26 protein-coding genes are annotated in these 26,468 nt (G+C 45.1%); 7 read left to right on the plus strand and 19 right to left on the minus strand.

The window, feature by feature from the left end; all coding sequences use genetic code 11:
- Positions 1–2 precede the first annotated feature (2 nt).
- Genes dapF through ACMXYW_RS01345 form a run of 4 tightly spaced genes read left to right on the plus strand, consistent with a single transcriptional unit; the run spans position 3 to position 3,160 of the window.
- A complete protein-coding gene (gene dapF, locus ACMXYW_RS01330) occupies positions 3–845 on the plus strand; it encodes a diaminopimelate epimerase (RefSeq protein ID WP_415904949.1) in 843 nt (280 codons plus the stop codon).
- The gene (locus tag ACMXYW_RS01335) at positions 842–1,525 is read left to right on the plus strand and encodes a DUF484 family protein (RefSeq protein WP_415893164.1); all 684 of its coding nucleotides are present in this window, start codon (positions 842–844) and stop codon (positions 1,523–1,525) included. The genes dapF and ACMXYW_RS01335 overlap by 4 nt, the downstream gene beginning before the upstream one ends.
- Before the next feature lie 19 nt (positions 1,526–1,544).
- Positions 1,545–2,444, plus strand: coding sequence for a tyrosine recombinase XerC (xerC, locus tag ACMXYW_RS01340; RefSeq protein ID WP_415904950.1), 900 nt, complete (start codon positions 1,545–1,547; stop codon positions 2,442–2,444).
- A complete protein-coding gene (locus ACMXYW_RS01345) occupies positions 2,441–3,160 on the plus strand; it encodes an HAD family hydrolase (protein WP_415904951.1) in 720 nt (239 codons plus the stop codon). Before xerC ends, ACMXYW_RS01345 begins: the two co-directional genes overlap by 4 nt.
- A 4-nt stretch (positions 3,161–3,164) precedes the next feature.
- Here ACMXYW_RS01345 and ACMXYW_RS01350 read toward each other — a convergent pair whose 3' ends face one another.
- The 9 genes from ACMXYW_RS01350 to ACMXYW_RS01390 all read right to left on the minus strand — a co-directional run bounded on the left by ACMXYW_RS01350 (position 3,165) and on the right by ACMXYW_RS01390 (position 11,664).
- Positions 3,165–5,030, minus strand: coding sequence for a methyl-accepting chemotaxis protein (locus ACMXYW_RS01350; RefSeq protein ID WP_415904952.1), 1,866 nt, complete (start codon positions 5,028–5,030; stop codon positions 3,165–3,167).
- A 113-nt stretch (positions 5,031–5,143) separates the two neighbouring features.
- A complete protein-coding gene (gene hemW / locus ACMXYW_RS01355) occupies positions 5,144–6,286 on the minus strand; it encodes a radical SAM family heme chaperone HemW (protein WP_415904953.1) in 1,143 nt (380 codons plus the stop codon).
- Between the two features lie 6 nt (positions 6,287–6,292).
- A complete protein-coding gene (locus tag ACMXYW_RS01360) occupies positions 6,293–6,895 on the minus strand; it encodes an XTP/dITP diphosphatase (RefSeq protein ID WP_415904954.1) in 603 nt (200 codons plus the stop codon).
- A 65-nt stretch (positions 6,896–6,960) separates the two neighbouring features.
- Positions 6,961–7,410 carry a DUF4426 domain-containing protein gene (locus ACMXYW_RS01365; protein WP_415904955.1) on the minus strand — a complete coding sequence of 150 codons (450 nt, stop codon included), beginning with the start codon at positions 7,408–7,410 and terminating at the stop codon, positions 6,961–6,963.
- Between the two features lie 12 nt (positions 7,411–7,422).
- A complete protein-coding gene (gene metW, locus ACMXYW_RS01370) occupies positions 7,423–8,013 on the minus strand; it encodes a methionine biosynthesis protein MetW (protein ID WP_415893171.1) in 591 nt (196 codons plus the stop codon).
- Positions 8,013–9,182: a homoserine O-succinyltransferase MetX gene (gene metX / locus ACMXYW_RS01375; RefSeq protein ID WP_415904956.1), complete on the minus strand. Its 1,170-nt coding sequence runs from the start codon at positions 9,180–9,182 to the stop codon at positions 8,013–8,015. Before metX ends, metW begins: the two co-directional genes overlap by 1 nt.
- Before the next feature lie 296 nt (positions 9,183–9,478).
- Positions 9,479–10,024 (minus strand): YggT family protein, encoded by a 546-nt coding sequence (locus ACMXYW_RS01380; protein WP_415893173.1) that lies wholly within the window; start codon positions 10,022–10,024, stop codon positions 9,479–9,481.
- A gap of 98 nt (positions 10,025–10,122) precedes the next feature.
- Positions 10,123–10,950: a pyrroline-5-carboxylate reductase gene (gene proC / locus ACMXYW_RS01385; RefSeq protein WP_415904957.1), complete on the minus strand. Its 828-nt coding sequence runs from the start codon at positions 10,948–10,950 to the stop codon at positions 10,123–10,125.
- Between the two features lie 18 nt (positions 10,951–10,968).
- Entirely contained in the window at positions 10,969–11,664 is a 696-nt protein-coding gene (locus ACMXYW_RS01390; RefSeq protein WP_415899878.1) for a YggS family pyridoxal phosphate-dependent enzyme, read from the minus strand.
- A 91-nt stretch (positions 11,665–11,755) separates the two neighbouring features.
- Here ACMXYW_RS01390 and ACMXYW_RS01395 point away from each other — a divergent pair, with 91 nt between their 5' ends.
- Together ACMXYW_RS01395 and ACMXYW_RS01400 are read left to right on the plus strand one after the other, a co-directional pair.
- Positions 11,756–12,790 carry a type IV pilus twitching motility protein PilT gene (locus ACMXYW_RS01395; protein WP_415904958.1) on the plus strand — a complete coding sequence of 345 codons (1,035 nt, stop codon included), beginning with the start codon at positions 11,756–11,758 and terminating at the stop codon, positions 12,788–12,790.
- Positions 12,791–12,812: 22 nt separating this feature from the next.
- Positions 12,813–13,979: a PilT/PilU family type 4a pilus ATPase gene (locus ACMXYW_RS01400; protein WP_415904959.1), complete on the plus strand. Its 1,167-nt coding sequence runs from the start codon at positions 12,813–12,815 to the stop codon at positions 13,977–13,979.
- 75 nt (positions 13,980–14,054) lie between these two features.
- On the opposite strand, the gene ACMXYW_RS01405 is transcribed toward ACMXYW_RS01400, so the two are convergent.
- The 10 genes from ACMXYW_RS01405 to metK form a co-directional block, all read right to left on the minus strand.
- Entirely contained in the window at positions 14,055–15,329 is a 1,275-nt protein-coding gene (locus ACMXYW_RS01405) for a dihydroorotase (RefSeq protein ID WP_415904960.1), read from the minus strand.
- 5 nt (positions 15,330–15,334) lie between these two features.
- Positions 15,335–16,339 carry an aspartate carbamoyltransferase catalytic subunit gene (locus tag ACMXYW_RS01410; protein WP_415899881.1) on the minus strand — a complete coding sequence of 335 codons (1,005 nt, stop codon included), beginning with the start codon at positions 16,337–16,339 and terminating at the stop codon, positions 15,335–15,337.
- 9 nt (positions 16,340–16,348) lie between these two features.
- Positions 16,349–16,864, minus strand: coding sequence for a bifunctional pyr operon transcriptional regulator/uracil phosphoribosyltransferase PyrR (pyrR, locus tag ACMXYW_RS01415; protein ID WP_415904961.1), 516 nt, complete (start codon positions 16,862–16,864; stop codon positions 16,349–16,351).
- Positions 16,845–17,321, minus strand: a complete 477-nt coding sequence (gene ruvX, locus ACMXYW_RS01420; RefSeq protein ID WP_415899883.1) for a Holliday junction resolvase RuvX — start codon at positions 17,319–17,321, stop codon at positions 16,845–16,847. Before ruvX ends, pyrR begins: the two co-directional genes overlap by 20 nt.
- Positions 17,322–17,372: 51 nt before the next feature.
- The gene (locus tag ACMXYW_RS01425; protein ID WP_415899884.1) at positions 17,373–17,945 is read right to left on the minus strand and encodes a YqgE/AlgH family protein; all 573 of its coding nucleotides are present in this window, start codon (positions 17,943–17,945) and stop codon (positions 17,373–17,375) included.
- Between the two features lie 37 nt (positions 17,946–17,982).
- Complete coding sequence (locus ACMXYW_RS01430) at positions 17,983–18,915, minus strand: energy transducer TonB (protein WP_415904962.1); 933 nt, start codon at positions 18,913–18,915, stop codon at positions 17,983–17,985.
- 30 nt (positions 18,916–18,945) lie between these two features.
- On the minus strand, positions 18,946–19,899 hold the full coding sequence (gene gshB, locus ACMXYW_RS01435; protein WP_415904963.1) for a glutathione synthase: 954 nt from the start codon (positions 19,897–19,899) through the stop codon (positions 18,946–18,948).
- A gap of 50 nt (positions 19,900–19,949) precedes the next feature.
- Positions 19,950–20,678, minus strand: a complete 729-nt coding sequence (locus ACMXYW_RS01440; protein WP_415899887.1) for a 16S rRNA (uracil(1498)-N(3))-methyltransferase — start codon at positions 20,676–20,678, stop codon at positions 19,950–19,952.
- Positions 20,679–20,687: 9 nt separating this feature from the next.
- Complete coding sequence (locus ACMXYW_RS01445) at positions 20,688–22,745, minus strand: EAL domain-containing protein (protein WP_415904964.1); 2,058 nt, start codon at positions 22,743–22,745, stop codon at positions 20,688–20,690.
- 179 nt (positions 22,746–22,924) lie between these two features.
- Complete coding sequence (gene metK / locus ACMXYW_RS01450; RefSeq protein ID WP_415899890.1) at positions 22,925–24,118, minus strand: methionine adenosyltransferase; 1,194 nt, start codon at positions 24,116–24,118, stop codon at positions 22,925–22,927.
- 314 nt (positions 24,119–24,432) lie between these two features.
- Here metK and tkt point away from each other — a divergent pair, with 314 nt between their 5' ends.
- Positions 24,433–26,427: a transketolase gene (gene tkt, locus ACMXYW_RS01455; RefSeq protein WP_415904965.1), complete on the plus strand. Its 1,995-nt coding sequence runs from the start codon at positions 24,433–24,435 to the stop codon at positions 26,425–26,427.
- Positions 26,428–26,468: the final 41 nt, after the last annotated feature.

Below are 26,468 nucleotides of genomic sequence, written 5' to 3' on the forward strand. Positions count from 1 at the left end.
TGATGTTAGTCCGTTTTACCAAAATGCACGGTTTGGGTAATGACTTTATGGTGCTGGATCTAGTGACTCAGCGCGTAAAAGTTACGCCTAAACTGGTAAAAAAGCTTGGTGATCGTAACTTTGGTGTTGGATTCGATCAGCTATTAATCGTTGAACCACCTTCAGATCCAGATGTGGATTTCCGTTACCGTATCTTCAACCAAGACGGTTCAGAAGTTGAAAATTGCGGTAATGGTGCTCGTTGCTTCGCCAAGTTTGTTCGCGATAAGCGTTTAACGGGTAAGTCTGCAGTTGTCGTGCAGACGGCTAATGGCCGTATGTGCCTGAAAATTCGCGAAGATAAGCGAGTTGAGGTCAATATGGGTCAGCCTATATTGCAGCCTTCAGAGATCCCTTTTGCGGCCGACCAGCAAGCAATTACTTACCCTGTTGAGGTTGACCATCAAGGCGCAGCTGAAACAGTTGAATTAAGTGCGGTATCTATGGGTAACCCCCATGGTGTTTTGGTTGTGGATAACACCGAAACAGCGCCAGTAGAAACACTAGGCCCAGTGCTAGAGCCTCATACCTGCTTCCCTGCAAAAGCGAATATCGGTTTTATGCAGGTATTGGCGCGCAATGAAGTTAATTTGCGTGTATTTGAGCGTGGCGTTGGTGAAACGATTGCTTGTGGTACCGGTGCTTGCGCCGCGGTTGTTGCAGGAAAATTGCGAGGCCTGCTCGATATGCCTGTGACAGTTCATCTTCCTGGTGGCGATCTTGAGATCGAGTGGCAGGGTGAAGGCCATCCCGTTATTATGACAGGGCCAGCAACAACGGTTTATGAAGGACAGATCTTCGTATGAGTGAAGAAACAGGACAGATTAGCGAAGCTCAGGTAGCGGAATACCTCCAGCAACACCCTGACTTTTTCACAGGTAATGCAAAATTACTGGAAAAATTACACGTACCTCATGAAACAGGTCGAGCTGTCTCTTTGGTTGAGCGTCAGACCACGGTTCTGCGTGAAAAAAACCAGAACCTAACAGCGCACCTTTCTGATCTGATCGACATTGCACGACATAATGATCTGCAGTTCGAAAAGACTAAACGTATGGTATTGGCATTACTGGAAGCTGAAACGCTGGATGATATCGCTGTCGCGATTGATGAAAGTTTATGCCAAGACTTTGCTAGCGATAGCACAGCGTTGATCTTGTTCACGAGCAAACCTCTAGATGTGAATAACCTGCGCCTGACATTGCGTGAAGATGCGGCAGTGATTGATAGTTTGGTCGGGACTAATCTGCCGAGCTGTGGACGTCTGTCTGATGCTGAAAATGAATTCATTTTTGGTGATGAAGCTATCAAAGTTCAATCCGCTGCAGTTGTACCTTTAGTACAGGGCGAAACTTTAGGTTTATTGGCAATTGGTAGCTTCGATGCAAACTATTTTACCAGTAGCCAAGGAACAGTATTGCTAAGCTATGTTGGTGAAGTATTAAGCCGCGTAGCTTCTCGTATTCTGCGTCAGCAGGATCACTAAAGAAAGATAGGGGAGAGAGTTGAAAGAAGCGCTGTTAGAGCAGTTTCTTCATTACCTAGCGACTGAACGCCAGCTCTCTCCTCACACCCTCGATAATTACAGTCGCGATCTCAACAAACTACTCGATTTTACTGAGCAACAATCACTGACTGAATGGTCTTCGGTTGAGGTTAAACATATTCGTCAGTACGTCGCGCAACTACACCGTAAAGATCTGGCCGGTAGCAGCATTCAGCGCTCTCTCTCAGCTATCCGTAGTTTCTATAATTTTCTCTCTCGAGAATCGGTCGTAGAACAAAATCCTGCTGCAGCCGTTCAAGCGCCTAAATCAACGCGTAAGTTACCCTCTACACTCGATGTTGATCAGATGGGAACGCTGCTCGATGTACCCGTAACCGATAATATATCTGCTCGTGATGCCGCAATGATGGAACTTATGTATTCATCTGGACTGCGTGTCTCAGAGCTGGTGGCAATAGATCTATATAGTTTAGACCTCTCAGAGGGAAGTCTGCGAGTTGTAGGTAAAGGCCGTAAAGAACGTGAGTTGCCCATAGGGCGGAAGGCACTTGAAGCCTTAGATCGCTGGCTAGATGTGCGTCACGAATTGGCTAGCTATGATGAGAATGCGCTCTTTGTGAGTAAGCGTGGTAGCCGTATTACGGTTCGCTCGGTGCAGCAGCGGATGGACTATTGGGGTAAATATCTAGGTGTGAATGGTAAAGTTCACCCGCATAGACTCCGTCATAGTTTTGCTAGTCATATACTTGAATCCAGTAGTGACCTACGTGCCGTACAAGAGCTCTTAGGACATGAGGATATATCCACAACACAAATCTACACTCACTTAGATTTCCAACATTTAATGAAAGTGTACGAAGGTGCTCACCCTCGCGCACGGAAAAAGAGCCAGAAATGATACGCTGCATTACCTTTGATTTAGACGATACTCTCTGGGCTGTAGACCCTGTTATCCAGCATGCAAACCAAACGATGTTTGCTTGGATATCTGAGCATGCATCGGCATTTTTACAGCATTACAAGTTACATGATCTTGCTGCTTTGCGTCAGATCGTTTTAGAAGATGCTCCAGAGATTGCGCATAGTGTAACGCTGATTCGTATGGAACAGTTGAAGTATGGTTTACGAAAAGCGGGTTACAGTGCGGATGAAGTAGAAGCCTTGGCTGCTCAAGCTTTTGAAGTGTTTATTCAAGCGCGTCAGGAAGTGGTCTTTTTTGAACATGCACGTGAAGTTTTATCGGAATTAAAGCAGCAAGGCTATCAGTTGGGCGCGTTGAGTAATGGTAATGCTGATATCCATCGAGTGGGCCTTGCAGACCTGATCGATTTCCATTTCAAAGCAGACGATGTCGGGCAGATGAAGCCGCATCCATTAATGTTTGAACAGATGTTAGCGCACACAGGTTTACGACCGGAGCAGGTTATCCATGTGGGTGACAATCATGAGCATGATGTTGAAGGCGCTGCAGCTGTCGGGTTGTGGACAATCTGGGTTAATCTACAATCGGGTGATAAATCACACATTGCGTCTGCTCAGGTATCTTGTTTAAGCGAGTTACCGGCGCGAGTTGCTGAAATTAATCAGCAAGCTCACAACCGTATAACTCTTTAAAGTATTACTTAACCTTAAACTGACCGACGATCTGCTGTAAGTAAGCTGCTTGTTTGGCTACTTCTTCACTCGCTTCAGCATTTTGACCAACTTGCTCGCTGGCTACAGCGACAATGGTTTGGATCTGTTCAGCATTGTTGTTGATATCACCGGCTACGGCAGTTTGCTGTTCTACAGCCGCTGCCACCTGAGAAGTCATATCTACAATATTGGTAGCGTCATTCATGATTTTATCCAGAGCGCTGATGCTAGTCCCTGCTTCTTCAGCGCTTTGCGCACTGACTTCGACACTGCGCATCATTAGGTTGGATACTTTGCCTGTTTGCTGCTGTAGGTCATTAATCATGACATCGATCTCAGTCGCGGATTCTTGGCTTCGACCAGCCAAGCCTCGGACCTCATCGGCAACGACTGAGAAACCACGGCCATGATCGCCTGCGCGAGCAGCCTCTATTGAAGCGTTAAGTGCAAGTAGGTTGGTTTGTTCGGCAATGCCTTTAATAACATCTAGTACTGTACCTATCTTGGTACCGTTTTCTTCTAACAGAGCGACAGCCTCGGTGCTCTGACTGGCACCTTCTGCCAGATTATTAATGTTTTCAATTGCATGGCTGATGATGCGTTGCCCTTCAGCAGCGCTTTGCTGTGAGTGGTTCGCAGTTTGCGCAGTCAATTCCGTGTTATGAGCGATCTCTCTCATCGCACTTTCCATCTCTTGGACAGCGGCGGATACCTGAATCACTTGAGCTTTTTGACTTTCTAAGCCTTGAGAGGTCTCAACGGCTATAGCTGATACTTCCTCAGCTGCAGCGCTTAATTGTAATGAGGAGTTGTTTACTCGCTCGAGCAGGGCCTGAAATTCGGACATCATGCTATTAAAGCTACGCCCCATATCGCTCAATTCATCATTGGCAACAACTTGATAGCGTACTGTTAGGTCTTTGTTTTCTTTAGCATTACCCATTACTTGTTGAAGGATGCGTAAACGCGAAATGATGTTGTTAGCAATCCAAAGAGCAATCGCAGAAACAATACCCGCTATAACGAGCGCTTTAATACTTGAGAGTAGTTTGATGGAAGCAATTTCAGCATTTAAGCGTTCTGTAATTTCGGCAGCTTGTTCTTCTAACAGCGTTTCGGATTTGTGGATTGATTTACGCATATTGCCCAGTAAACCTTGTTTACTGTTAAGGCCAAGCTTTTCGTAATTATCGATTAGAGTAAGGAATTTTGTGCGATAAACAGATAATAGTTGTTTAGTTTCAGTAATATCATTTTCGTTGAATAACTCAGTTTCTAGATCATTACTCAGCTTCTCAAAGTTTGCCTCAAACTTTTTGCGGTATTTAAGATCTTTACGAATTAGAAAGTCTTTTTCATTGCGGCGTAATTGCAGAATATCGGCTAACAAGTGGTAATTATCCAGCTCTTTTACTTTGCTTTCTGCACCGTGTACTGCCTTGCGAAGCTCTCCGCGCAAGCCTTCATTGTGAGATAAACCGATCTCCTGCTTCAATTTCACTAACTGATGGAAATTATCGGCATAAGTCTCAAGGACTATATGTAGGTCTTTAGTTTTTTCGTGAGGAATGCCGGCGTGGTCTAAGTGCTCTTCAAGAGTGGTTATTTCGGCTTGGAAAGCAGCAACGGTATCGTCAAAGCGTTTTAGGTACTTGATATCGTCACGTGCTAAAAAATCTTTTTCATGACGTCGGAGGGTCAGCATACTGCTTTCAAGGTTACTTACTTCAGTTTCAGCATCTTTTAAACTGGAAACGTTAGTGATTGCGAAATGAAGCATGCCATACATCGATGCGATCGAAATAATAATGAACGCGATCAATGCCGTTAGTTTAAATTTTATTGTCATTTTAACTGCGCCTAGGAATAAAATTTGAGAGCTGACCTATCCCTGTCGGCAAAAAATCCAATTTCATTCTTAAAGTTAGTACAAATGATCTTGTTTGCGAACCGTAAAACTACTTAGTGCATAAAAAAAGCGAGTAAATTGTTTAAAAAACAACGACCTTGCTCGGTTGGGCAAAGTGTATTGGGCTTTTTTGTTAGAAGCTTTTGCTGCTTTGCGGTAGTCAATGATTGCTCAATGGTTGATAGGGGCAGGCCTGTACGTTGTGGAAACAGGTCGGAAGGAACCCCGTGATAGAGTCTCAAAGCATTGAGCATAAATTCGAAAGGAAGCTCTTCTGGGCTTATTTCAGTGTCGCCTGTTAGCCTTGTTGCTGGGTTCATATAGGCTTTGGGTTGTTTCTGTTTCCAACGGCGAATGATTTTGTTTTGTTCTGTAAGTGTGATCTTGCCGTGTGCGCCTGCACCTATGCCTAGATAGTCACCAAATTGCCAGTAATTTAAATTGTGTTTGGCTCGGTTGTCATTCGATTTAGCATAGGCGGAAATTTCATACTGGCTGTATCCTGCGGAGCGGATAAGCGCTTGCCCTTGTTCTTGGATCTCCCACAGAGTGTCATCGATAGGAAGTAGTGGAGGGCGAGAGTGAAATTCTGTATTCGGCTCAATGGTTAGCTGGTACCAAGATAGATGATCAGGCTGTAATGCTATCGCTTGTTCTAAATCACTCAATGCGCCTTCAAGTGTTTGGTCAGGAAGGCCATGCATCAAGTCTAGATTTAACTTAGGAAAGAGTTCACGCGCTAATGTGGCTGCTTTAATAGCGTTTTCAGAGTTATGTATTCGCCCGAGCTTGGCGAGATGCTGATCGTTAAAGCTTTGCACGCCGATTGAGAGTCGATTAATACCCGCGTCTCGATAGCCAACAAATTTATCTTGCTCGAAAGTGCCAGGGTTAGCTTCTAGCGTGATCTCGGCATCTTTTTCTAGCGGGATAATATTGTGAATCCCTTGCAGTAATGCTTTAAAGCTATCTGCGGAGAACAAGCTGGGAGTGCCGCCACCAATAAAGATTGTTTGTATGCTCCGCCCTTGTGCGAGGTGTTTTTCGGACTCTAAGTCATCCAATAAGCACTGGATGTACTCTGTTTCAGGCAGTTCATCGCGCTGAGCATGAGAATTAAAATCGCAGTAAGGGCATTTACGCACACACCAGGGGATGTGTACATAAAGAGATAATGGTGGCAGCTGTAGATTCATAAACGGTTACTTCAAGTAAGGTTTGATGCTTTGTTTCAGCAATTGAACTGCTTGGCCACGGTGGCTGAGCTTATTCTTTTGTTCAGGTGCTAATTCAGCTGATGCTTTTTCCAGTTCAGGAATCCAGAACAGCGGGTCGTACCCAAAACCGTTACTTCCACTTGCTCGTTCGAGAATTGTTCCTTCCCAGCTACCCTGACAGATTAATGGGGTTGGGTCGTTAGCATGACGCATAAAGACTAGAACACAGCGAAAGCGAGCGCTGCGTTGTTCGCTAGGAATACCTTCAAGCTTTTCTAGAAGTAACTCATTGTTTTTAGCATCAGTGGCGTCTTCGCCAGAAAAACGCGCTGAGTAGATGCCCGGAGCGCCTTGAAGGGCATCTACCTCTAGGCCTGAGTCATCAGCTAGTGCAGGTAACCCAGTAACTTCAGCTGCGTGGCGTGCTTTTAGAATGGCGTTTTCAACAAAGCTTAGACCGGTCTCATCGGCATCGCTAACATTGAATTCAGATTGAGGTACAACTTCGACACCTAAATCTGCCAGAACTTGATTAAACTCTTTCAACTTACCTTTGTTGCCACTGGCGAGCACAATTTTATTAATCATTCTTTCACCGCACTGAAAATAAAAAAGACGCATTGAGAATGCGCCTTTTTGTGAGTTGTTAGGGCTTACTCTTCGTAAAAGCGTTGTTCAAATTTCACAGTATAAGCAGGTTTGTTTGGGTCTGGCTGTACTTCTAGAGATATGCGCATCACTTGATCATCAGTAAAACCAAATTGACCTATGTAATAGATCGCATTGCCTTCATCGACTTTTTTGAAGTCGAGATTTTGCGATTGTTGAATCAAGCTTGTAGCCTTGCCTTTTACAAACGCTGATACAGGTTTCTTCGCGCCATTCTCAATTTTCAAAACTGATACATTGACCAGAGCACGACGTTTACTACGTTGGATGCCAATAGCTTGAGCTACATCAGGTTGAATAAAGGTGCTGTAGAAAGCGTTATAGTGGATCTCGTAGTTGTCATATTTCACAAACTGCTCAGCCAGAACGGGTTGGCTAATGAGTGTGATTAATGACAAAAATAAAGCTGATGTCCATTTGCTTAAGCGATTCATTATATGCCTCACTTATTTTGTAATCCGGTAGATGGCAATTTCACCCAGCATGTTAGGCCAGAGATGGATCCACCACCGGTGTTGGTGTTCATTATCCACAACGGTACGATCCATGATGTAGATATTGCGTTCAACACAGAGTTGTTCAAAATCATTAAACGTACAGAAGTGTGTGTTGGGTGTGTTATACCAAGTATAGGGTAGGAACTTGGATACTGGCATTTTACCTCTGAATGCCAAATATCCACGTGCACGCCAGTGACCGAAATTTGGGAAGGTGACGATACATTCTTTGCCTATACGTAGCATCTCATCAACGATTTGATCCGGACGCATCATGATTTGGATAGCCTGTGTCATGATGACGGTATCAAAGGTGTTGTCTTTGATGGAGGCAAGGCCTTCCTCAATATCTTTCTCGATAACGTTGACGCCTTTGCGGACACAATCGGTGATATTGTCTTGGCCGATTTCTAAACCGTAGCCGGTCGCGTTCTTCTCTGTTTGCAGATAGTGCAGTAATTCACCGTCACCACAACAAAGGTCAAGCACGCGCTTGCCAGGTTCAACCCAGTCTTTGATAAGTTCTAAATCAGCGCGCATTAGCTTTTCTCCCCTGTTTTTAGTGCCACAGTATCCTGTTCAACTCGCTCCATATAAGCAGAGAAGATGTCTAAGTAGCGAGGAATAGGGATTAGGAACGCATCATGTCCCTGAGCAGCTTCAATTTCTGCATAGCTTACTTGTTTATCTGCTTCTACTAGCGCATCCACAATCTCGCGTGAGCGCTCTGGAGAGAAGCGCCAATCCGTAGTGAATGAGATCACCATAAACTTTGCTTTTGCTTGCGCTAGTACTTCTGGAAGGCTTTTTCCGCTATCCACTGTTGGATCGAAGTAATCCAGCGCTTTAGTCATCAACAAGTATGTATTAGCGTCAAATGCTGTCGAGAAACGCTCGCCTTGATAGCGAAGGTAAGACTCGATTTCAAACTGTGGTGTGAAATCGTAGCTAATCTGTCCTGAACGAAGCTCCCGACCAAATTTACTGCGCATGCCGTCGTCTGATAGGTAAGTGATATGACCTAACATGCGGGCCAGCATTAGGCCGACTTTAGGTACTTCGTCTTTTTCGTAGTAATGACCGTTATGGAACTGAGAGTCTTTGCTGATCGCTTGGCGAGCGACTTCGTTAAAGGCGATGTTCTGTGCTGATAACTTAGGTGCGGCTGCGATAACCATGCAGTGACGGAGGCGATCAGGATAATTGATTGACCACTGCAATGCCTGCATGCCGCCCAAGCTTCCACCAATAACAGCGGCAAACTGCTCGATACGGAAGCGATCCGCCAAACGCGCTTGGCTTTCAACCCAGTCATTGACTGTAACAATCGGGAAATCAGGGCCATAAGGTTTGCCGGTTTCAGGATTGATCTGGTTAGGACCGCTAGAACCATGGCAGCCACCTAGGTTATTTAACGCGATAACAAAGAATTTATTGGTATCGATTGGTTTACCGGGGCCTATGGCGCTATCCCACCAGCCCGGTTTTTTATCATCCATGCTGTGATAGCCGGCAACGTGGTGGTTACCAGACAAAGCATGACAGATCAGAATCGCATTTGATCGATCTTTATTGAGCTCACCGTAGGTCTCGATGATAAGGTGGTATTTATCTAATGTGCGGCCGCATTGAAGCTGTAATGGCTCATTAAATTCAATAATTTCAGGAGTAACAATTCCAACGGAATCTTCAGGAATAACAGCAGGCATTTCTAATCTCGACTCTAAAACAGCATTTTTCAAATTACACAACGAAACGGAGCGCTAGATGCGCTAGAGGAGTCGAGCCTCACATCTCATAGAAGATGAGTACGCGACTAAGAGAAATGAAAGTTGAATCTGTCACCTTAGGTATCTCAGTAAAATGATCTTACAAGTTAATCAAGTTAACCTATTTTAACGAGTTTTTACGTCACAAGCTCGTATTTGTCCAAGCGATTAATGTAAAAACTCGCTATCAAACAATGAAATAGAGCAGAGCGAACGAAAATGCTCTGCTTTATCAGTTAGTAAACAAATCGGCCTAACTGGGATTGTATGATTGTGATCGCAAGGAAAATAAATATAGGTGACAAATCTAAACCACCTATAGGTGGGACCACCTTCTGCACAAGTTTAAATAGAGGCTGTGTGACTTGTTGAATCAATTGTGGGCCAGGATGATAACTACCAGGCGCCACCCAGCTGATAATAACTGAGCCTAATACTGCCCAGAAATAGATCTCTAGAATACCATTAACAACACCCACAAGCGCCAGTACCAGAAGGTGAACAATGTTGGGCATGTCCATTCCCGATACCATCACGATCAAAAATAGTGTCGCGAGTTTAACTACTGTTGCATAGAGCAATGCCGACGCATCAAATTTGCCAATGCGAGGTACAGCGCGACTAATTGCGACTACAGGTACATTTGTCAATTTGGCAATCGCTTGAGATATCGGATTGTAATAGTCGGCATGGGACAACTGTAAAAGGAAACGCAAGATAATAATGAACGCATACATTTCACCTAGCATGCGGATTATCAAAACGATTGGATCCTGTGCCATATCAATTCCTATGTTGTTGATCTGTTAGTAAAACAAGTATAGTTAGGTTCAACTTTCACGCAGTATAGAGTGTAGCTGTGCGATGTTGAACCTTGCTGTTAATCTTTGCCTAGTTCTTCGGCAAGTTCTACGGAACGATCATTACATGCTTTCATTGCATCATCAAAAAGCTCAGGAAGTTGGCCATCGATAAAACGCTTGATCGCTTGCTCAGTTGTACCATTAGGAGAGGTCACTCGTCGGCGAAGTTCCGCTGGGTCAAACTCACTCTCTTTCGCCATTTTAGCCGCTCCAAGAGCAGTCTGTAGCGTTAGTTGAGTGGCAGTTTCTTTTGAAAGGCCTAGTTTTTCTCCAGCAGCAATCATGGATTCCATGACAAGGAAATAATATGCCGGGCCTGAGCCTGATACAGCGGTTACGGCATCAAGTTGCGATTCTTCATCTACCCACAATGTAATGCCTGTAGCATCTAGAATAGTTTCGGATTGTTGGCGTTGCTCGGCGGAAACTTTAGCGTTGGCGTACAGTCCACTAGCGCCAGTCTTTACCAGTGCTGGGGTGTTTGGCATACAACGAACAATTGCACTGTTTCCCCCTAACCATTTATCGATACTAGTAGTCATAATGCCGGCTGCAACTGAAACAATCAGTGGTTGCGAGCTTTGTATGCTATCTGCAATTGATTCCGTTACGGTTTTTAAAATTTGTGGTTTAATTGCGAGGACCACTACATCAGCCGCTTGCACAGCTTCGTTGTTATTTGTCGTTGTTTTCAGACCTTGTGCCTTTAAATCGACAAGACGTTCAGCTTCAGGCTCGCTGGCCCAGATTTTTTCTGCTGGGTAGCCATTGCTGATTAGACCGCCAATGATAGCGCGGGCCATGTTGCCAGCACCGATAAACGCGAGAATAGGTTGGTTATTCACAATAGATCCTTACAAAAATTAGGCGGACTTAGGTGCCCGAGGGCCAAAAATGGCAGTGCCAATGCGGACAATAGTGGAGCCTTCTGCAATAGCAGCATCCATATCTCCAGACATGCCCATTGATAGTGTATCTAGTTGAGGGTGCTTTGCTTGTAATTCAAGCTGTAGTGCTTTCATTTTTGCAAAAGCGGCTTGTTGTTCCTTTGGATCTTCAGTCGCTTTAGGGATTGCCATAAGGCCACGAACACAGATGTTAGGTAGTTTACTAATCTCCTCAACCAGAGTGTGTAGTTCTTCAGGTCGACAGCCCGATTTGCTCTCTTCGTTACTGATATTGACCTGAATGCAAACATTCAGTGGTTTAAGCCCAGTCGGACGTTGTTCGGAGAGCCTTTTAGCGATCTTTAGGCGGTCTAAGGTATGTAGCCAATCAAAGTTTTCGGCGACAGAGCGAGTCTTATTGGATTGCAGGGGACCAATAAAGTGCCAGATTAGCTCTAGTTCTTTTAACTCGTTAATCTTCTCTAGACTTTCCTGTAGGTAGTTTTCACCAAAATGCACCTGACCTTCGTTTGACGCAATACGAATATCGTCTGCAGGGCGTGTTTTACTGACGGCTAACAGGGTGATGTCTGAGGTATTTCGTCCATTTTTGGTAGCAGAGGATGCTACCTCAGATCGAACCATCTTCAGATTCTTTGCTATGATTGACATATATTTGTGGCCTTAGCAATTGGATTGCAACGGGGATTCTGCTAGAACTACCTTATAACTTTACAACGCAGTGCCGGGTTACAGGAACGTTATGGATATTACCGAACTTTTATCATTTACCGTACAACAAGGTGCATCAGATTTGCATATATCAGCAGGGATGCCACCTATTATTCGTGTTGACGGTGATGTGCGTCGCATAAAACTGCCTTCTTTGGACCATAAACAGGTTCATACTCTTATCTACGACATTATGAATGATAAGCAACGTAAAGAGTATGAAGATGTACTCGAGACAGACTTTTCGTTCGAGGTTCCTGGTTTAGCGCGTTTTCGTGTCAATGCATTTAACCAGAACCGAGGTGCAGGTGCTGTTTTCCGTACGATCCCAAGCAAGGTGTTGACCCTAGATGATCTTGATATGGGTAAGGTTTTTCAGGACTTATCTGAAAAACCGCGTGGTTTAGTGCTTGTGACGGGGCCAACGGGTTCAGGTAAAAGTACCACCTTGGCCGCAATGATCGATTACATTAATGATACTCGCGCAGATCATATTTTGACGATCGAAGACCCAATTGAATTTGTGCACGAAAGTAAGAAGTGCTTGGTTAACCAGCGTGAAGTGCATAGGGATACACATAGCTTTTCGAATGCACTTCGTTCGGCACTACGTGAAGATCCGGATATCATTCTTGTTGGTGAGATGCGAGACTTGGAAACTATCCGCCTCGCGTTGACTGCAGCTGAAACCGGCCACTTAGTATTTGGTACCCTGCACACGACCTCAGCTGCGAAAACAATTGACCGTGTAATTGACGTATTTCCAGCGGCTGAGAAAGATATGGTGCGATCCATGCTTTCAGAGTCGTTAATGGGTGTTATATCGCAAACGCTTTTGAAGAAGCCAAAAGGAGGACGTGTTGCGGCTCACGAGATTATGATTGGTACGCCGGCTATTCGTAATCTTATCCGAGAAGATAAAGTGGCTCAGATGTATTCGGCTATTCAAACCGGTGCGTCATTTGGTATGAAAACGTTGGATCAATCTCTACAAGAATTGCTGCATAAAGGATTGATTACACGCGAAACGGCGCGTGAGCGTGCAGCCAACCCACAACAGTTCTAATTGGTCTTAGGAGATTAACGGCGTGGATTTTACGCAACTACTAAAAGTGATGGTAGATAGGGATGCCTCTGACCTTTTCGTAACGGCCGGTGCAAGGCCAACGATTAAAGTTGATGGTACTTTGAAACCGCTAACCAAAGACACTCTGAAGCCTTCACAGGCTAGGGCTCTTGTTTACAGCACAATGAATGATAAACAGTTGGCAGAGTTTGAGGGTTGTCATGAGTGTAACTTTGCGATTAGTGCACCAGGTTTGGGCCGTTTTCGTGTGTCAGCATTTTTCCAGCGTAACTCAGCGGGTATGGTGTTAAGGAAAATTAATAACTATATTCCAAGTTTAGAAGAGTTGAATTTGCCACCAATCCTGCGTGATTTGTCTATGACAAAGCGTGGCTTGATCTTATTTGTTGGTGGTACTTCTACAGGTAAATCTACCTCTTTAGCATCGATGATTGATTACCGAAATACCAATCATCGCGGTCATATTATTACCATCGAAGATCCGATTGAATACGTTCACGAACATAAGCAAAGTATCATCACTCAACGTGAAGTAGGTATCGATACAGACTCGTTTGATGTGGCATTAAAAAATACGCTGCGTCAGGCACCAGATGTAATTTTGATGGGTGAGATCCGTACTAGGGAGACGATGCAACATGGTATTGTCTTTGCTGAAACAGGCCACTTAACTTTGGCAACGTTACATGCCAACAATGCGAACCAAGCATTAGACCGTGTAATTAGTTTCTTCCCACCTGAACATCATGATCAGTTGTGGATGGATCTTTCGCTGAACTTGAAGGCGATTATTGCGCAACAACTTTTACCTACTAAAGATGGTAAGGGGCGTCGTGCAGCGATCGAAGTATTGATTAACACACCATTGATTCAGGATTTGATCCGTAAAGGTGAAGTTCATGAAATTAAAGATGTGGTTAAGAAATCGACCAATTTAGGTATGCAGACGTTCGACCAATCTTTGTTTAATCTCTACAAAGATGGGGTGATTACTTACGATGTAGCACTAGCTCATGCTGATTCGCCAAACGATCTTCGTCTCATGATTAAGTTGAGTGCTGATACGAATCCTGAATTGGCTCCAGAGGAAGATAATCAATCTTTTCATCTCCAGGATGAAGAGGATTACCTACATAACGAAGGCGATGCTAACGTTAAGGGGATGTAATCTAAGGATTGCTTCGCTTTAACGAAATATACTGGAAAGAAAAAAGCCGCGATATTATATCGCGGCTTTTTACGTTTAGGCGTTATACACCACTTGGCCTTGGTAGAGCGTATGGGACACTTTGCCTTTTAGTGGATAGTTCATGAACGGTGTATTTTTTCCTCTTGAATGGCATGTATCAGGCGTGAGCTGCCATTCAGTTTCAGGGTTAAAAATACAGATGTTCGCAACACTGCCAACATTAAGGTTACCTGTAGGTAAGCCTAAAATCTCAGCAGGAGCCGCGGTTAGTTTTTCAATCAGTTGAGGTAGATCCAGCATGTTCTGTTCAACCAGCAATAGGCCTAAAGGCAACAATGTTTCCAAGCCGATCATGCCCGGCTCGGTATCTGCAAATGGAGCCTCTTTTGCTGCACGTTCGTGAGGCTGGTGGTCAGAACAGATCGCCTGGATGCTTCCACCTAACAATCCTTGTATTAAACCTGCGCGGTCTAGTTGACTACGCAAAGGCGGGATCAGGTGGAAGTCATTGTTGAAACCGTTCACGTTCTCATCGGTCAGTAGTAGGTTCTGGATCGATACATCTGCAGTAACGGGAAGGCCTCTATCGCGCGCTTCAGTAATCATGCGTACAGAGCGTTCACAGGATAGCTGACCGAAGTGCGCGCGCACGCCCGTCTGCTCTACTAACAGTAAGTTTCGAGATACATCGATGGTTTCAGCTGACTCTGGAATGCCGTTAAGGCCAAGTCGAGTGCAGGTGCTACCTTCATGCATGCAGCCGCCTTTAGCTAAGGCGTTATCTTCAGCTTGGAAAATGACGAGCAGATCATGGGTAGCAGCATATTCTAGGCAGCGAGTTAGGGTTAAAGAATCGGCTACCGGATTACGAGTGTTGGTAAATGCGATGCAGCCTGCTGCTGACAACGCTGCCATTGGCGCAAGCTGCTCGCCTTGAAGGCCTTTAGTAAGCGCGCCCATAGGTAAAATTTGCATTTTACCTTCTTCTTCACAGCGATCCTGAATGAGTTGGGCAACTGCACGCGTATCGATGACAGGGTTAGTTGAAGGTGGTGTCACTATTGTAGTTACACCACCTGCAACGGCTGCGGCTGCTTCTGTTTTTATCGAGCCTTTCTGTGCTGGGCCCGGTTCACGAGCATGGGCGCATAGGTCGATAAAGCCGGGGCAAACAATCTGATTTTCAGCATTAATAGTTTGCTCTGCTTCGAAGCCTTCTGGAGCAGAATCGTAAGCAACAATTTTACCATCGACTAAGTACAGATCAGCAACTCTGTCAGTTTGGTTTGCAGGGTCAATGATACGACCGCCTTGAATAAGAATGTTCATGGTCGTTACTCTCCTGCTTCCAACTGATTCGGGCGGCTTTTGGCTTGGCCACTCATGGCCATAGACATAACAGCCATTCGTACAGCAATACCGTTTGTTACCTGATCTAAAATAAGGGAGCGGTCTCCGTCCGCTACCGATGAGGCTATCTCTACGCCGCGGTTAATCGGGCCAGGGTGCATCACGACTGCATCAGGTTTGGCTAGCTGCAGTTTGTCCATAGTAAGACCGTATAGCTTGTAAAATTCGCTTTCACTCGGCAGAAGTGCACTGTTCATACGCTCTTTCTGAAGGCGCAGCATCATCACCACATCAACGTCTTTGATGCCTTCTTGCATATTGGTGAATACCTTCACGCCTAAAGCTTCAATATTGCGAGGCAGCAGTGTATTGGGTGCAATAACACGAATCTCATTTACACCTAGCGTACGTAAAGCGTGGATCTGAGAGCGAGCAACACGCGAATGTAAAATATCACCAACAATCGCCACCGTTAATGGCGCAAAATCACCTTTAGCCTGACGGATTGTAAGCATGTCCAGCATTGCTTGAGTTGGGTGAGCGTGACGACCGTCACCAGCGTTGATAACGGCTACATCTGGGGTAACGTGCTCTGCAATAAAGTGAGCTGCACCACTGCTCGAATGACGAACAACAAACATATCCGAATGCATGGCATGAAGTGTCATGAGCGTGTCTTTTAGCGTCTCGCCTTTAGAGGTGGATGACGTACTGATATTTAGGTTCAAGACATCCGCTGAAAGACGTTTGGCTGCTAGCTCAAATGTTGACAGGGTACGGGTACTTGCTTCAAAAAATAGGTTTACGACGGTTTTTCCTCTTAACAGAGGAACCTTCTTTACCTGTTTAGCGCTCATGTCTACAAAAGAGTCTGCAGTATCTAAAATTTCAGTTAGCAACTCACGAGATAGCCCTTCGGTGGTAATAAAGTGCTTCAGTTCGCCTTCATCTGTGAGTTGAATCTGATTCGGATCATTTTGTTCAAACATGATAAATACTCAGTCGTCAGAACGATTACGGATTTCCAAAGCCAGTGGCTCAGGACCTGTAAGTTTTACAGTTTCGTCGGCACTTATAGCTAGTGTGCCGCCAATTATATCTGCTTGTATAGGTAACTCACGTTGCTGCAGGTCAAGCAGTGTCGCAAGTGTTATGGATGCTGGGCGGCCATAGTCAAACAGTTCATTCATGGCAGCACGAATCGTTCGTCCACTCATGATGACGTCGTCTACAAGAATGACATGGCGTCCTTCTGTTGTGCAGGGTAGCTTGGAAGGTTGAACTTTAGGGTTTAAACCGCTGGTTTCAAAGTCATCTCGATGAAAAGAAATATCTAGAACACCTAAAGGGCTTTCTAATTCTAATCCTTGGTGTAGGCGCTCTGCTAACCATACCCCACCCGTATGAATACCGATCATCAGTGGATCAGGTTTATCATTTTTGGACAGTAATGCTTGTAACTCCTGCTGCATTTTTTCCAGCAGGGCTTCAGCATTAAGTACGTTTGTTGTCATAAACTTCCTCCAATCGGGTATGGCTAGGAATTCTGATGTCGCAATTTAACCAGCTTTCTAAGATCAACTGAGCCGCAAGGCCATCGACTGACTCTTTCTTAAAATTATCACTGCCGCCCGCAGCAAAATGAATCTCTTTGGCTTCGGCCGTTGATAAACGTTCGTCCATTAAGAAACAGGGCGTTTTATACCGTTCATGCAATCGGTTGGCAAACTTCCTTGCTCTATGGGCCATATCGCTGATAGTACCGTCAAAGTTAAGCGGTATGCCCACAACCAAAGCATCAGGTTTCCATTCTTCCATTAACTTGGATATATCATCCCAATTAGGTTGTCCATCGCGTGCAGAAAAAGGGGGGAGTGGTGTGGCTGTTCCGGTAATGCTTTGACCCGTTGCAACCCCAATACGGGAGGTTCCAAAATCAAATGCCACAACTTGATTGATCTGATTACTCATGCCTGTGTCAGAGCCTTATATCCCAATTGGACATAATGCCTGACGTCTATATCAGGCGTGTCCGGGTAGGGCGGTTAGTAGATCAAGGTTAATGCCCAATATTGATGCGGCTGCCTGCAAACGATCACCAGCCGGAGTGCTGAAGAGTATATCTGAATTTGCCGGACAGCTTAACCACACATTGTCGCTCATCTCCTGTTCTAGCTGCCCTGGGCTCCAGCCAGCGCAGCCTAGTGCGACAAGGTAATTATGCTCAAAACGCCCTTCTGCCGCGGCTTCTATAGCATCAATAGAGGTGGTGAGGTAAATATCATCTGCCACACAGTGGCTGTTACTCCATTCGAAAGGGTCGGATGCTTTGTGAAGAACATAGCCTCGATCACTTCTGACGGGGCCGCCACTAAAAATAGCTTGTTGCTGATTTGCGACAGAAGAACAAGGGAGATTAAGGTGATCACATAGTTCAACCAGTGTAATGCCTACAGGGCGATTTATAACAATGCCCATAGCGCCATAATCGCTATGGTCACAAATATAGGTGACTGTTTGGGTAAAGCTCTGGTCGTTTAGATGAGGCATGGATATAAGAAAATGGTTGCGTAACGAACAGCTCGATGAGGTCATAATTACTGGCCCATTTTTTATCTACGTTATTTAAGAATTAGTCCAAATAGGCGCGTTTCTCAAATTTCCAAGTACGAATTATTTCAAGGATATCTGTACTTTTTCTCATCTCTACAGGGAAGGGTTGGAAGGGCGCTGCAAGCCTAACAATTTGAATGGCTGCGTCATCTAGTATTGGTTTCCCAGATGATTCTAAGATCTCAATAGTTTTTACAGAACCATCGGGCTTGATTGAAACCAGTAGGCGTAAACTGCCGTACATTTTGTTTCTTCTAGCTTCTTCTGGATAGTTAAGATTGCCGATGTTTTCAATTTTCTTACGCCAGTTGTGAAGATAGAGAGCGTCTTCGCGCTTTTTGGATGAGGCTGACGTCAAGCGTTTGATGCGAGGTTGCTTGGCTCTCAGTTCACGATGAGCATCAATCTCCGCTTGTAAGCTGGCCATCTCAAGGCTTCTCGCAAGTAAAGAGGTGCCGGGTGAGCCGCCGGATGGTGCTTCCTGTTGTTGCTTAGCGGTTATTGTGGACACCTTTTTTGTGCTTTGTGTAACCGTGATCACCTTTTGTTTCGCTTTTTGTGTAGAGCTGTTGTCTGCTTTTGTCTTCGCATTAACCGCTACGGCACTTGGTTCAGGTTTTGGAGGGGTTAGTTCAACCGCCTGCGCTATAGCAGTAGCTTGCTTCGGTTTGTTATCCCTGAATTCTGCTTTTTGAGGAGTGGATGGCAACAGTTTATCTTTGCTTGTACCGCTGCCTTCTTGGTTAGCTTGAGCAATAAAATCGGCCTGCTTTGGGGCTTTTTCTTGTTGGTATTGAGCTAAGGTGATCTCAATCGTTTTTTGGGGAGGTCGTTCGTTATTGAATGTGAATGTGATCCCCAAAATCGCCACTGCATGTAGAGCAGTGGCGAAAAATAACGTAAAACCGAAACGTTCAACCGCGGTCACTGTTTGGGCTACAGCGGTGCTCACTTGGTTGGGTCCTTTGCTCGTAGCATCTCTTTATTGCTTTGCCAATTTTTGTTCGATTGCGTCCATCAGCTGCATTCCAATATCTAGGCCGTACTGATTATTCAATTCGCGAATGCAGGTTGGACTGGTTACATTAATTTCGGTGAGATAGTCACCAATAACATCCAGACCAACAAATAATAACCCTTTTTCTTTTAGGGTAGGAGCAATCTGTTCGCAGATCCAATAATCTCGTTCAGTGAGTTCACGTCCTTCTCCTCGGCCGCCTGCGGCCAAGTTACCTCGAGTTTCCCCTTTCGCTGGGATTCGAGCTAGGCCATAAGGCACTGGTTCACCATCCACTAATAAAATGCGTTTATCGCCATCTACGATTTCAGGAATAAACTTTTGAGCCATGATCGTTTGTTGGCCGTGATTTGTAAGTGTCTCAATAATCACGCCTAGATTCAGGCCATCTTCTTTGATGCGGAATATTTGTGAACCGCCCATGCCGTCGAGTGGTTTGAAGATGACGTCACCATGCTCTTTGTGGAATTCGCGCAGCATAGATTCATGTTTGCTCACCAATACAGGAGGGCAGCATTGTGGGAAATGAGTTGCGAACAGCTTCTCATTAAAATCGCGAAGGCTTTGGGGCTTGTTAACTATCAAAGAGCCTTCTTTTTCAGCCTGCTCTAATAGATAGGTTGTGTAGATAAATTCGTTATCGAATGGCGGATCTTTACGCATCAAAATCACATTAAGATCGGACAGGTCGTGGGTCTCGTATTCGCCGCGTTCAAACCATTTTTGCTCGTCCATCATTACTTCAATTGGAGCCATCTGAGCTTTAGCTTTGCCATCCAAGGAGAATAGATGATGTTGCTCCATATACCAAAGCTCCCAGCCTTTCTGCTGGGCCGCCCATAGCATGGCGAGTGAACTGTCTTTTTTGAATGTGATGTTATCAATAGGGTCCATCACAATACCGAGCTTAACTGTCATTTTTTGATCCTTAATCTTTACCATTTAAGCGCACAGAGCATAATTTATGCCTAAGCAAGGTCGCCCCATAGATAATTGAGTAATGTTAATGCGGCTACGGGAGCTGTTTCTGTGCGCATAACGCGTGGTCCAAGTGTCAGAGGTTTGAACCCATATCGAGTTGCAAGTTCAACTTCATCGCTGGTAAGGCCGCCTTCCGGTCCAATTAGCAATGCAACAGAACGTGGAGCTGACATCTCTTGCAAAGGCTTTTCGCTGTGATGATGTAGAACAAGTTTAAGTTCTGCATCTTGGGCAGCTAGCCATTTTTCCAGATCGGTTGGGTATGCTATTTCCGGAGGTACAGTACGGCCCGATTGTTCACACGCACTAATGGCAATTTGATGCCAATGCTTCACGCGTTTTTCTTGGCGATCTTTGGGTAGTTTGACTTCACAGCGTTCAGAAAAAAGAGGCGTAATCGATTTTACGCCCATTTCAGTACTTTTCTGTATGGCATAATCCATTCTCTCCCCTCGAGAAAGCGTTTGACCAATGGTAATCGGTAAAGGGCTTTCAGTGGATGAGAGTGTGCTTTCAATGATGTGAGCCGTCACGCTGCGTTTTTCAATGTTGATTAACTCTGCCTTATATTCAGAGCCATCACCATTGAACAGAATGATCTGATCCTGAGGTCGCATTCTCAAAGAGCGACTGACGTGTTGAACGACAGAATCACTTAAAGATATATCTGCGCCAGTTTGCAAGGGCTGCGATTCAAAAAAACGGGGTATTCTCATAATTAAGGTTCAGTCGCCTTCAATGATTAGGTCTTCATCTATCAGTGCTTCATAGTCTGCCACGGCGAGAGGGCGGCTTAACAAGTAGCCTTGGACAACATCACATTGTTCTTCGCGGAGAATAGATAGCTGGCGTTCAGTTTCTACACCCTCTGCTACAACGTGTAGTTGTAAACCTTGGGCCATTAGAATAATCGCCTGAACTATTTTTAGATCCTGTGGGTTGGTATCGATATCGTCGATAAACGACTTGTCAATTTTAATATGATCGACAGGAAGGTTTTTGATACGGCTAAGCGAAGAGTAACCGGTACCGAAATCATCTATAGAAATGCTGACACCGAGATCACGTACGCGTTTTAGTTTCTCCTGAATGCGGCCTAGATCTTCGATCAATACACCCTCGGTAAGTTCAAGCTCTATATGTTCAAGCGATACATTGTATTGAGAAAAAATGCTTTGTAGTTTTAGCTCGAAATCGTTTCGCAGAAAACTGATGCCAGATAGGTTGATGGCAACGCGAGGAAAGGCAATGTCTTTGTCTAACCAATTACGGCATTGCTTGGCTACGGCATTGAGTACCCAGTGATCAAGGCGTGAAATCAAGCCGCTTTGCTCCGCCAGAGGAACAAAAACTGCTGGTGATATAGGGCCTAGTGTGGGATGTGTCCAGCGTAATAAGGTTTCAGCTGACAGCGGAGCATTACTTTCTAGATCAAACAACGGCTGGAATACCAAATAAAATTGGTCTTGGTCCATTGCAGTTGATAGATCTTGCCACAGAGCGATTTTTTGTTCTGTTGTTTGTCCTTTAATCTGGCTGAAGTAGAGCCAGCCTTGCTCTCGTTTGCGGGCCGTTTTAGCGGCGATTTCTGAGCGGCCTATCAATTCAAACTGTTGATCGCCATCCTCTGGATAGGAGGCTATGCCAATGCGTGCCCCAATTTGAATCTGTAGATTATCCAATTGGATTGGCTTTTCTATGGTATTAAGAATCGAATCGGCTACATCTTCAAGGTTGATGTGCGCTGGTTTGTTAATAAGCATCAGACCAAAGCAGCCCTCGCCAATTCGTGCTAAACGATGGTTGATTGAGAGCATTTGCCTTAAACGATTAGCTGTCTCAATCAGAATTTGATCACGCTGCTCATCGCCTAATTCTATGGTTAAGTTTCTTAGTAGATCCAAACGGATAAATAAAAATGAAACCTGCTCTTGGCTTTCAAAATTACGAATGATCTCTCGTTCAAGTGCTTCACCAATCGCTCGTCGATTATAGAGGCGTGTTACAGGGTCAAAGTTCTCGAGAAACTGAACATGTTCCTGCATATAGCGTAAGCGCTTGTTTTCAATTAAATGGTCACGAAACTCTTCTAATGACTGAGCTATTTGTCCGATTTCATCTTTGTGGTGGGTAAAACGAATCTCCTGATCAATATCGCCCGAGGAGAGACGTTTCATTTGACCAGAAAGAATGATGATTGGTTGAACGATATTTCGTGATATCAGAACTGCTGTCGCGAATGATGCAAAGAGTACAGCCAGAGTAATCGTGATATAGCTAAGGGCGCGATTGATATATACCGGAATGAGATCATCAAGGTACACGCCTGTACCGATAATCAGATCGCTATCAGGGATTAGCTGCGCGTAAGTAAGCTTTTCGAGGGAAGGACCACCGTCTGGTTTCGGTAGGTAGAGTTTCCAGAATTGAGATTTTTCAGGGTTTTCCAAAATTTGCTTGAAGCTGGCAGCAATGGCTTCGCCATTTTTTATGTTGGGTACTTCATTGATTAAAAGTCCTTCAAGCTCAGGTCTTTTGGGATGAAGGTAAACACGTGCTTCGTCGGTCATTAAAAAGATATAACTGCCATCTGAATAGTTTGTGCCATAGATTAGCGAACGAAGTCGCTGTACATATTCAGTTTCAGATATCTGTTGGGACTTTTTTAGCGCGCGAAGCTGGAGAACCTGACTGGCAGATGCTTGAACAACACTACGAATCTGATCTTTTTTTCCGGCCAAGGTGTCTTGGTATGAAAAGTAAAAGGCAAGACTGGAAGTCATCAGTATACCCAGCGCGAGTATAATGACGAGTCCAATCAGCTTTTGCCGGATGCTAAAATTACTAAGTTGCATTAATTTCAAAAGGCCGCGAAAAGTAAGTTTCTCATTATTGTCATATAACTTACTGTAGGCAATAAAAAAGCGCCATAAGGCGCTTTTTTCGGAGAAAAATCACTAAATTAAGATAGGCCTGCAGCTTCGCGTAGTGCGTCTGCTTTATCAGTGCGTTCCCATGTGAATGCAGTAAAGGTTTCACCTTTGTACTCCATTTCGAACGGGTTACGGCCAAAGTGGCCGTATGCGGCAGTTGGCTGATACATTGGGTGAAGTAGATCAAGCATTGTAGTGATCGCGTAAGGGCGCAGGTCAAAGTGCTCACGAACTAACTGAATGATCTTATCATCGGAGATCTTGCCAGTACCGAATGTATTGATCGATACAGACGTTGGCTCTGCAACACCAATTGCGTAAGAAACCTGAATTTCACAACGGTCTGCTAGGCCCGCCGCCACAATATTCTTCGCTACATAACGACCAGCGTAAGCAGCAGAACGGTCTACCTTCGATGGATCTTTACCAGAGAATGCGCCGCCGCCATGACGGGCCATGCCGCCGTAAGTATCAACAATGATTTTGCGGCCTGTCAGACCACAGTCACCTACTGGGCCGCCGATTACGAAGTTGCCTGTTGGGTTGATGTGGAATTGGGTCTCTTTGGTAATCCATTCAGCAGGGATAACGTGCTTAACGATTAGCTCCATGACCGCTTCACGAAGATCTGCTTGAGATACTTCAGGATTGTGTTGGGTCGACAGGACAAGGGCATCTACACCTACTGGCTTGCCGTTCTCATAGCGGAATGTAAGTTGGGATTTTGCATCTGGGCGCAACCATGGCAATAAGCCCGATTTGCGAACTTCAGCTTGGCGCTCAACTAGACGGTGAGAATAAGTGATTGGTGCCGGCATCAATACATCAGTTTCGTTTGATGCATAGCCAAACATTAAGCCTTGGTCGCCTGCACCTTGATCTTCAGGCTTAGCGCGGTCAACACCTTGGTTGATATCAGGGGATTGTTTACCGATGATGTTGATTACGCCACAGGTATCGCCATCGTAACCTACTTCAGAAGATGTGTAGCCGATATCATTGATAACTTTACGAACTAAATCTTCCAAATCTACCCAAGCAGACGTTGTGATTTCGCCAGAAACAACAGCTACACCAGTTTTTACCAGTGTTTCGCAGGCAACGCGAGCATGCTTATCTTCAGCAATGATAGCATCCAGTACTGCATCGGAGATCTGGTCAGCAATTTTGTCCGGGTGACCTTCGGAAACGGATTCTGATGTAAATAAGCTATATTCGCTCATTGTGAAAATTACCTTTACAAAATAGGGCTTCGATGGAATTCATCTGATGCTAAAAAGACACAAAGTGTAGAAAAAAGTTTAGCAGTTGGAAGACCATGTGGATTTTTAAAGTGCGTATTCTACTCGCGACTTTAGTGAAATGCATATTTTTACAGTGCGTTCAGCATGAGAAATTTAAATTTTTGGATGAAAAACGCTCATTTTTACCCTGAAAGTGCAATTCTTATTTGAAGCTTTCCTCTATCTGCGAGAAAATTGCGCCCAATTTTTTCCTGAACCTTCTATTTTGGGCAAAACGCCCAGGAGCTGAGTTAATGTCTTCTCGTAGAGAACTTGCCAACGCGATTCGTGCGTTGAGCATGGATGCCGTACAGAAAGCTAAATCTGGTCACCCGGGTGCCCCAATGGGTATGGCGGATATCGCTGAAGTGCTTTGGAACGATTTTATGAAGCACAACCCAACAAACCCACAGTGGTTCGATCGCGACCGTTTCGTACTGTCCAACGGTCACGGCTCTATGCTGATCTACAGCCTATTGCACCTGACTGGCTACGATGTCTCTATCGAAGATTTGAAAAACTTCCGTCAGCTTCATTCTAAAACAGCGGGTCACCCTGAATATGGTTACTGCCCAGGTGTCGAAACGACAACAGGCCCTTTGGGTCAAGGCATTACTAACGCTGTTGGTTTTGCTGTTGCAGAGAAAACACTGGCTGCTCAGTTCAACCGTGAAGGTCACGATATTGTTGATCACAACACTTATGTGTTCATGGGGGATGGTTGCTTGATGGAAGGTATCTCTCATGAGGCTTGTTCTCTAGCGGGTACGCTGGGTCTTGGTAAACTGATTGCATTCTGGGATGACAACGGCATCTCAATTGATGGTGAAGTTGAGGGCTGGTATACGGACGATAACGTTAAACGTTTTGAGTCTTACGGTTGGCAGGTTATCCCTAATGTTGATGGTCACGATGCTGATCAGATTCGCGCGGCGATCGAGCAAGCGAAAGAAAACACAGAACAGCCAACACTTATTTGCTGTAAAACAGTTATCGGTTTTGGTTCTCCAAATAAAGAAGGTAAAGAGGACTGTCACGGTGCTCCGTTGGGTGATGACGAGATTGCTCTGACACGTGAGCGTCTGGGCTGGGCTCATCCTGCATTTGAAGTGCCTGCTGAAATCGCTGAAGACTGGAATGCGCAGGAAGCGGGTGTTCACGCTGAAAATGAGTGGAACGAACGTTTTGCTGCGTACCGTGCTGAGTTCCCAGAACTGGCAGATGAGCTACTACGTCGTATCTCTGGCGAACTGCCAGCTGATTTCTCAGAAAAAGCTGATGCTTACATTGCAGAAATTGCTGAGAAAGGCGAAACAATCGCTTCTCGTAAAGCATCTCAAAATGCGCTGAATGCATACGGTCCTCTTTTGCCAGAACTTCTAGGTGGCTCTGCCGATCTAGCAGGTTCTAACTTGACTCTATGGTCTGGCTGTAAAGGTGTAGAGAAAAACGATGCATCAGGTAACTACCTGTTCTACGGTGTACGTGAATTTGGTATGTCTGCGATCATGAACGGTATCGCTTTGCACGGTGGTTTCATCCCTTACGGTGCGACCTTCCTTGTATTTATGGAATACGCACGTAATGCAGTACGTATGGCTGCACTGATGAAGCAACGTGCTATCCATGTTTATACTCATGATTCTATTGGTCTGGGTGAAGACGGTCCGACTCACCAGCCTGTTGAGCAAGTAGCTAACCTGCGTCACACGCCAAACATGAGCACATGGCGTCCGTGTGATGCAGTTGAATCTGCGGTTGCATGGAAATCTGCGCTTGAGCGTGTAGATGGCCCAACGGCAATGATATTCTCCCGTCAGGGATTGCCGCATCAAGCTCGTTCAGAAGAGCAGATCGCAAACATCGCGAAAGGTGGTTACATCTTGCGTGATACAGATGGTCAGCCAGATGCAATTCTTATCGCTACCGGTTCTGAAGTTGGGCTGGCTATGGATGCAGCTGAAGCGCTTGCTACTGAAGGTACGAATGTTCGTGTAGTTTCTATGCCAGAAACAGGTGTGTTCGATCAGCAGTCTTCTGAATACCGCGAGTCCGTTCTTCCTGCTGCTGTGACAGCACGTGTTGCTGTTGAAGCGCTACAGGCAGACTTCTGGTACAAATACGTTGGTTTGAATGGTGCCATCGTAGGTATGCGTACCTTTGGTGAGTCTGCACCAGCAGGTGAGCTGTTTAAACACTTCGGTTTCACTACTGAGAACGTAGTTGAAACGGTTAAATCTGTTCTGTAATAGAACACGTAAAAAGACCCGGGGTTCCGGGTCTTTTTGTT

The organism is Neptuniibacter sp. QD48_55 (genome assembly GCF_047778115.1).
Taxonomy (GTDB): domain Bacteria; phylum Pseudomonadota; class Gammaproteobacteria; order Pseudomonadales; family Balneatricaceae; genus Neptuniibacter.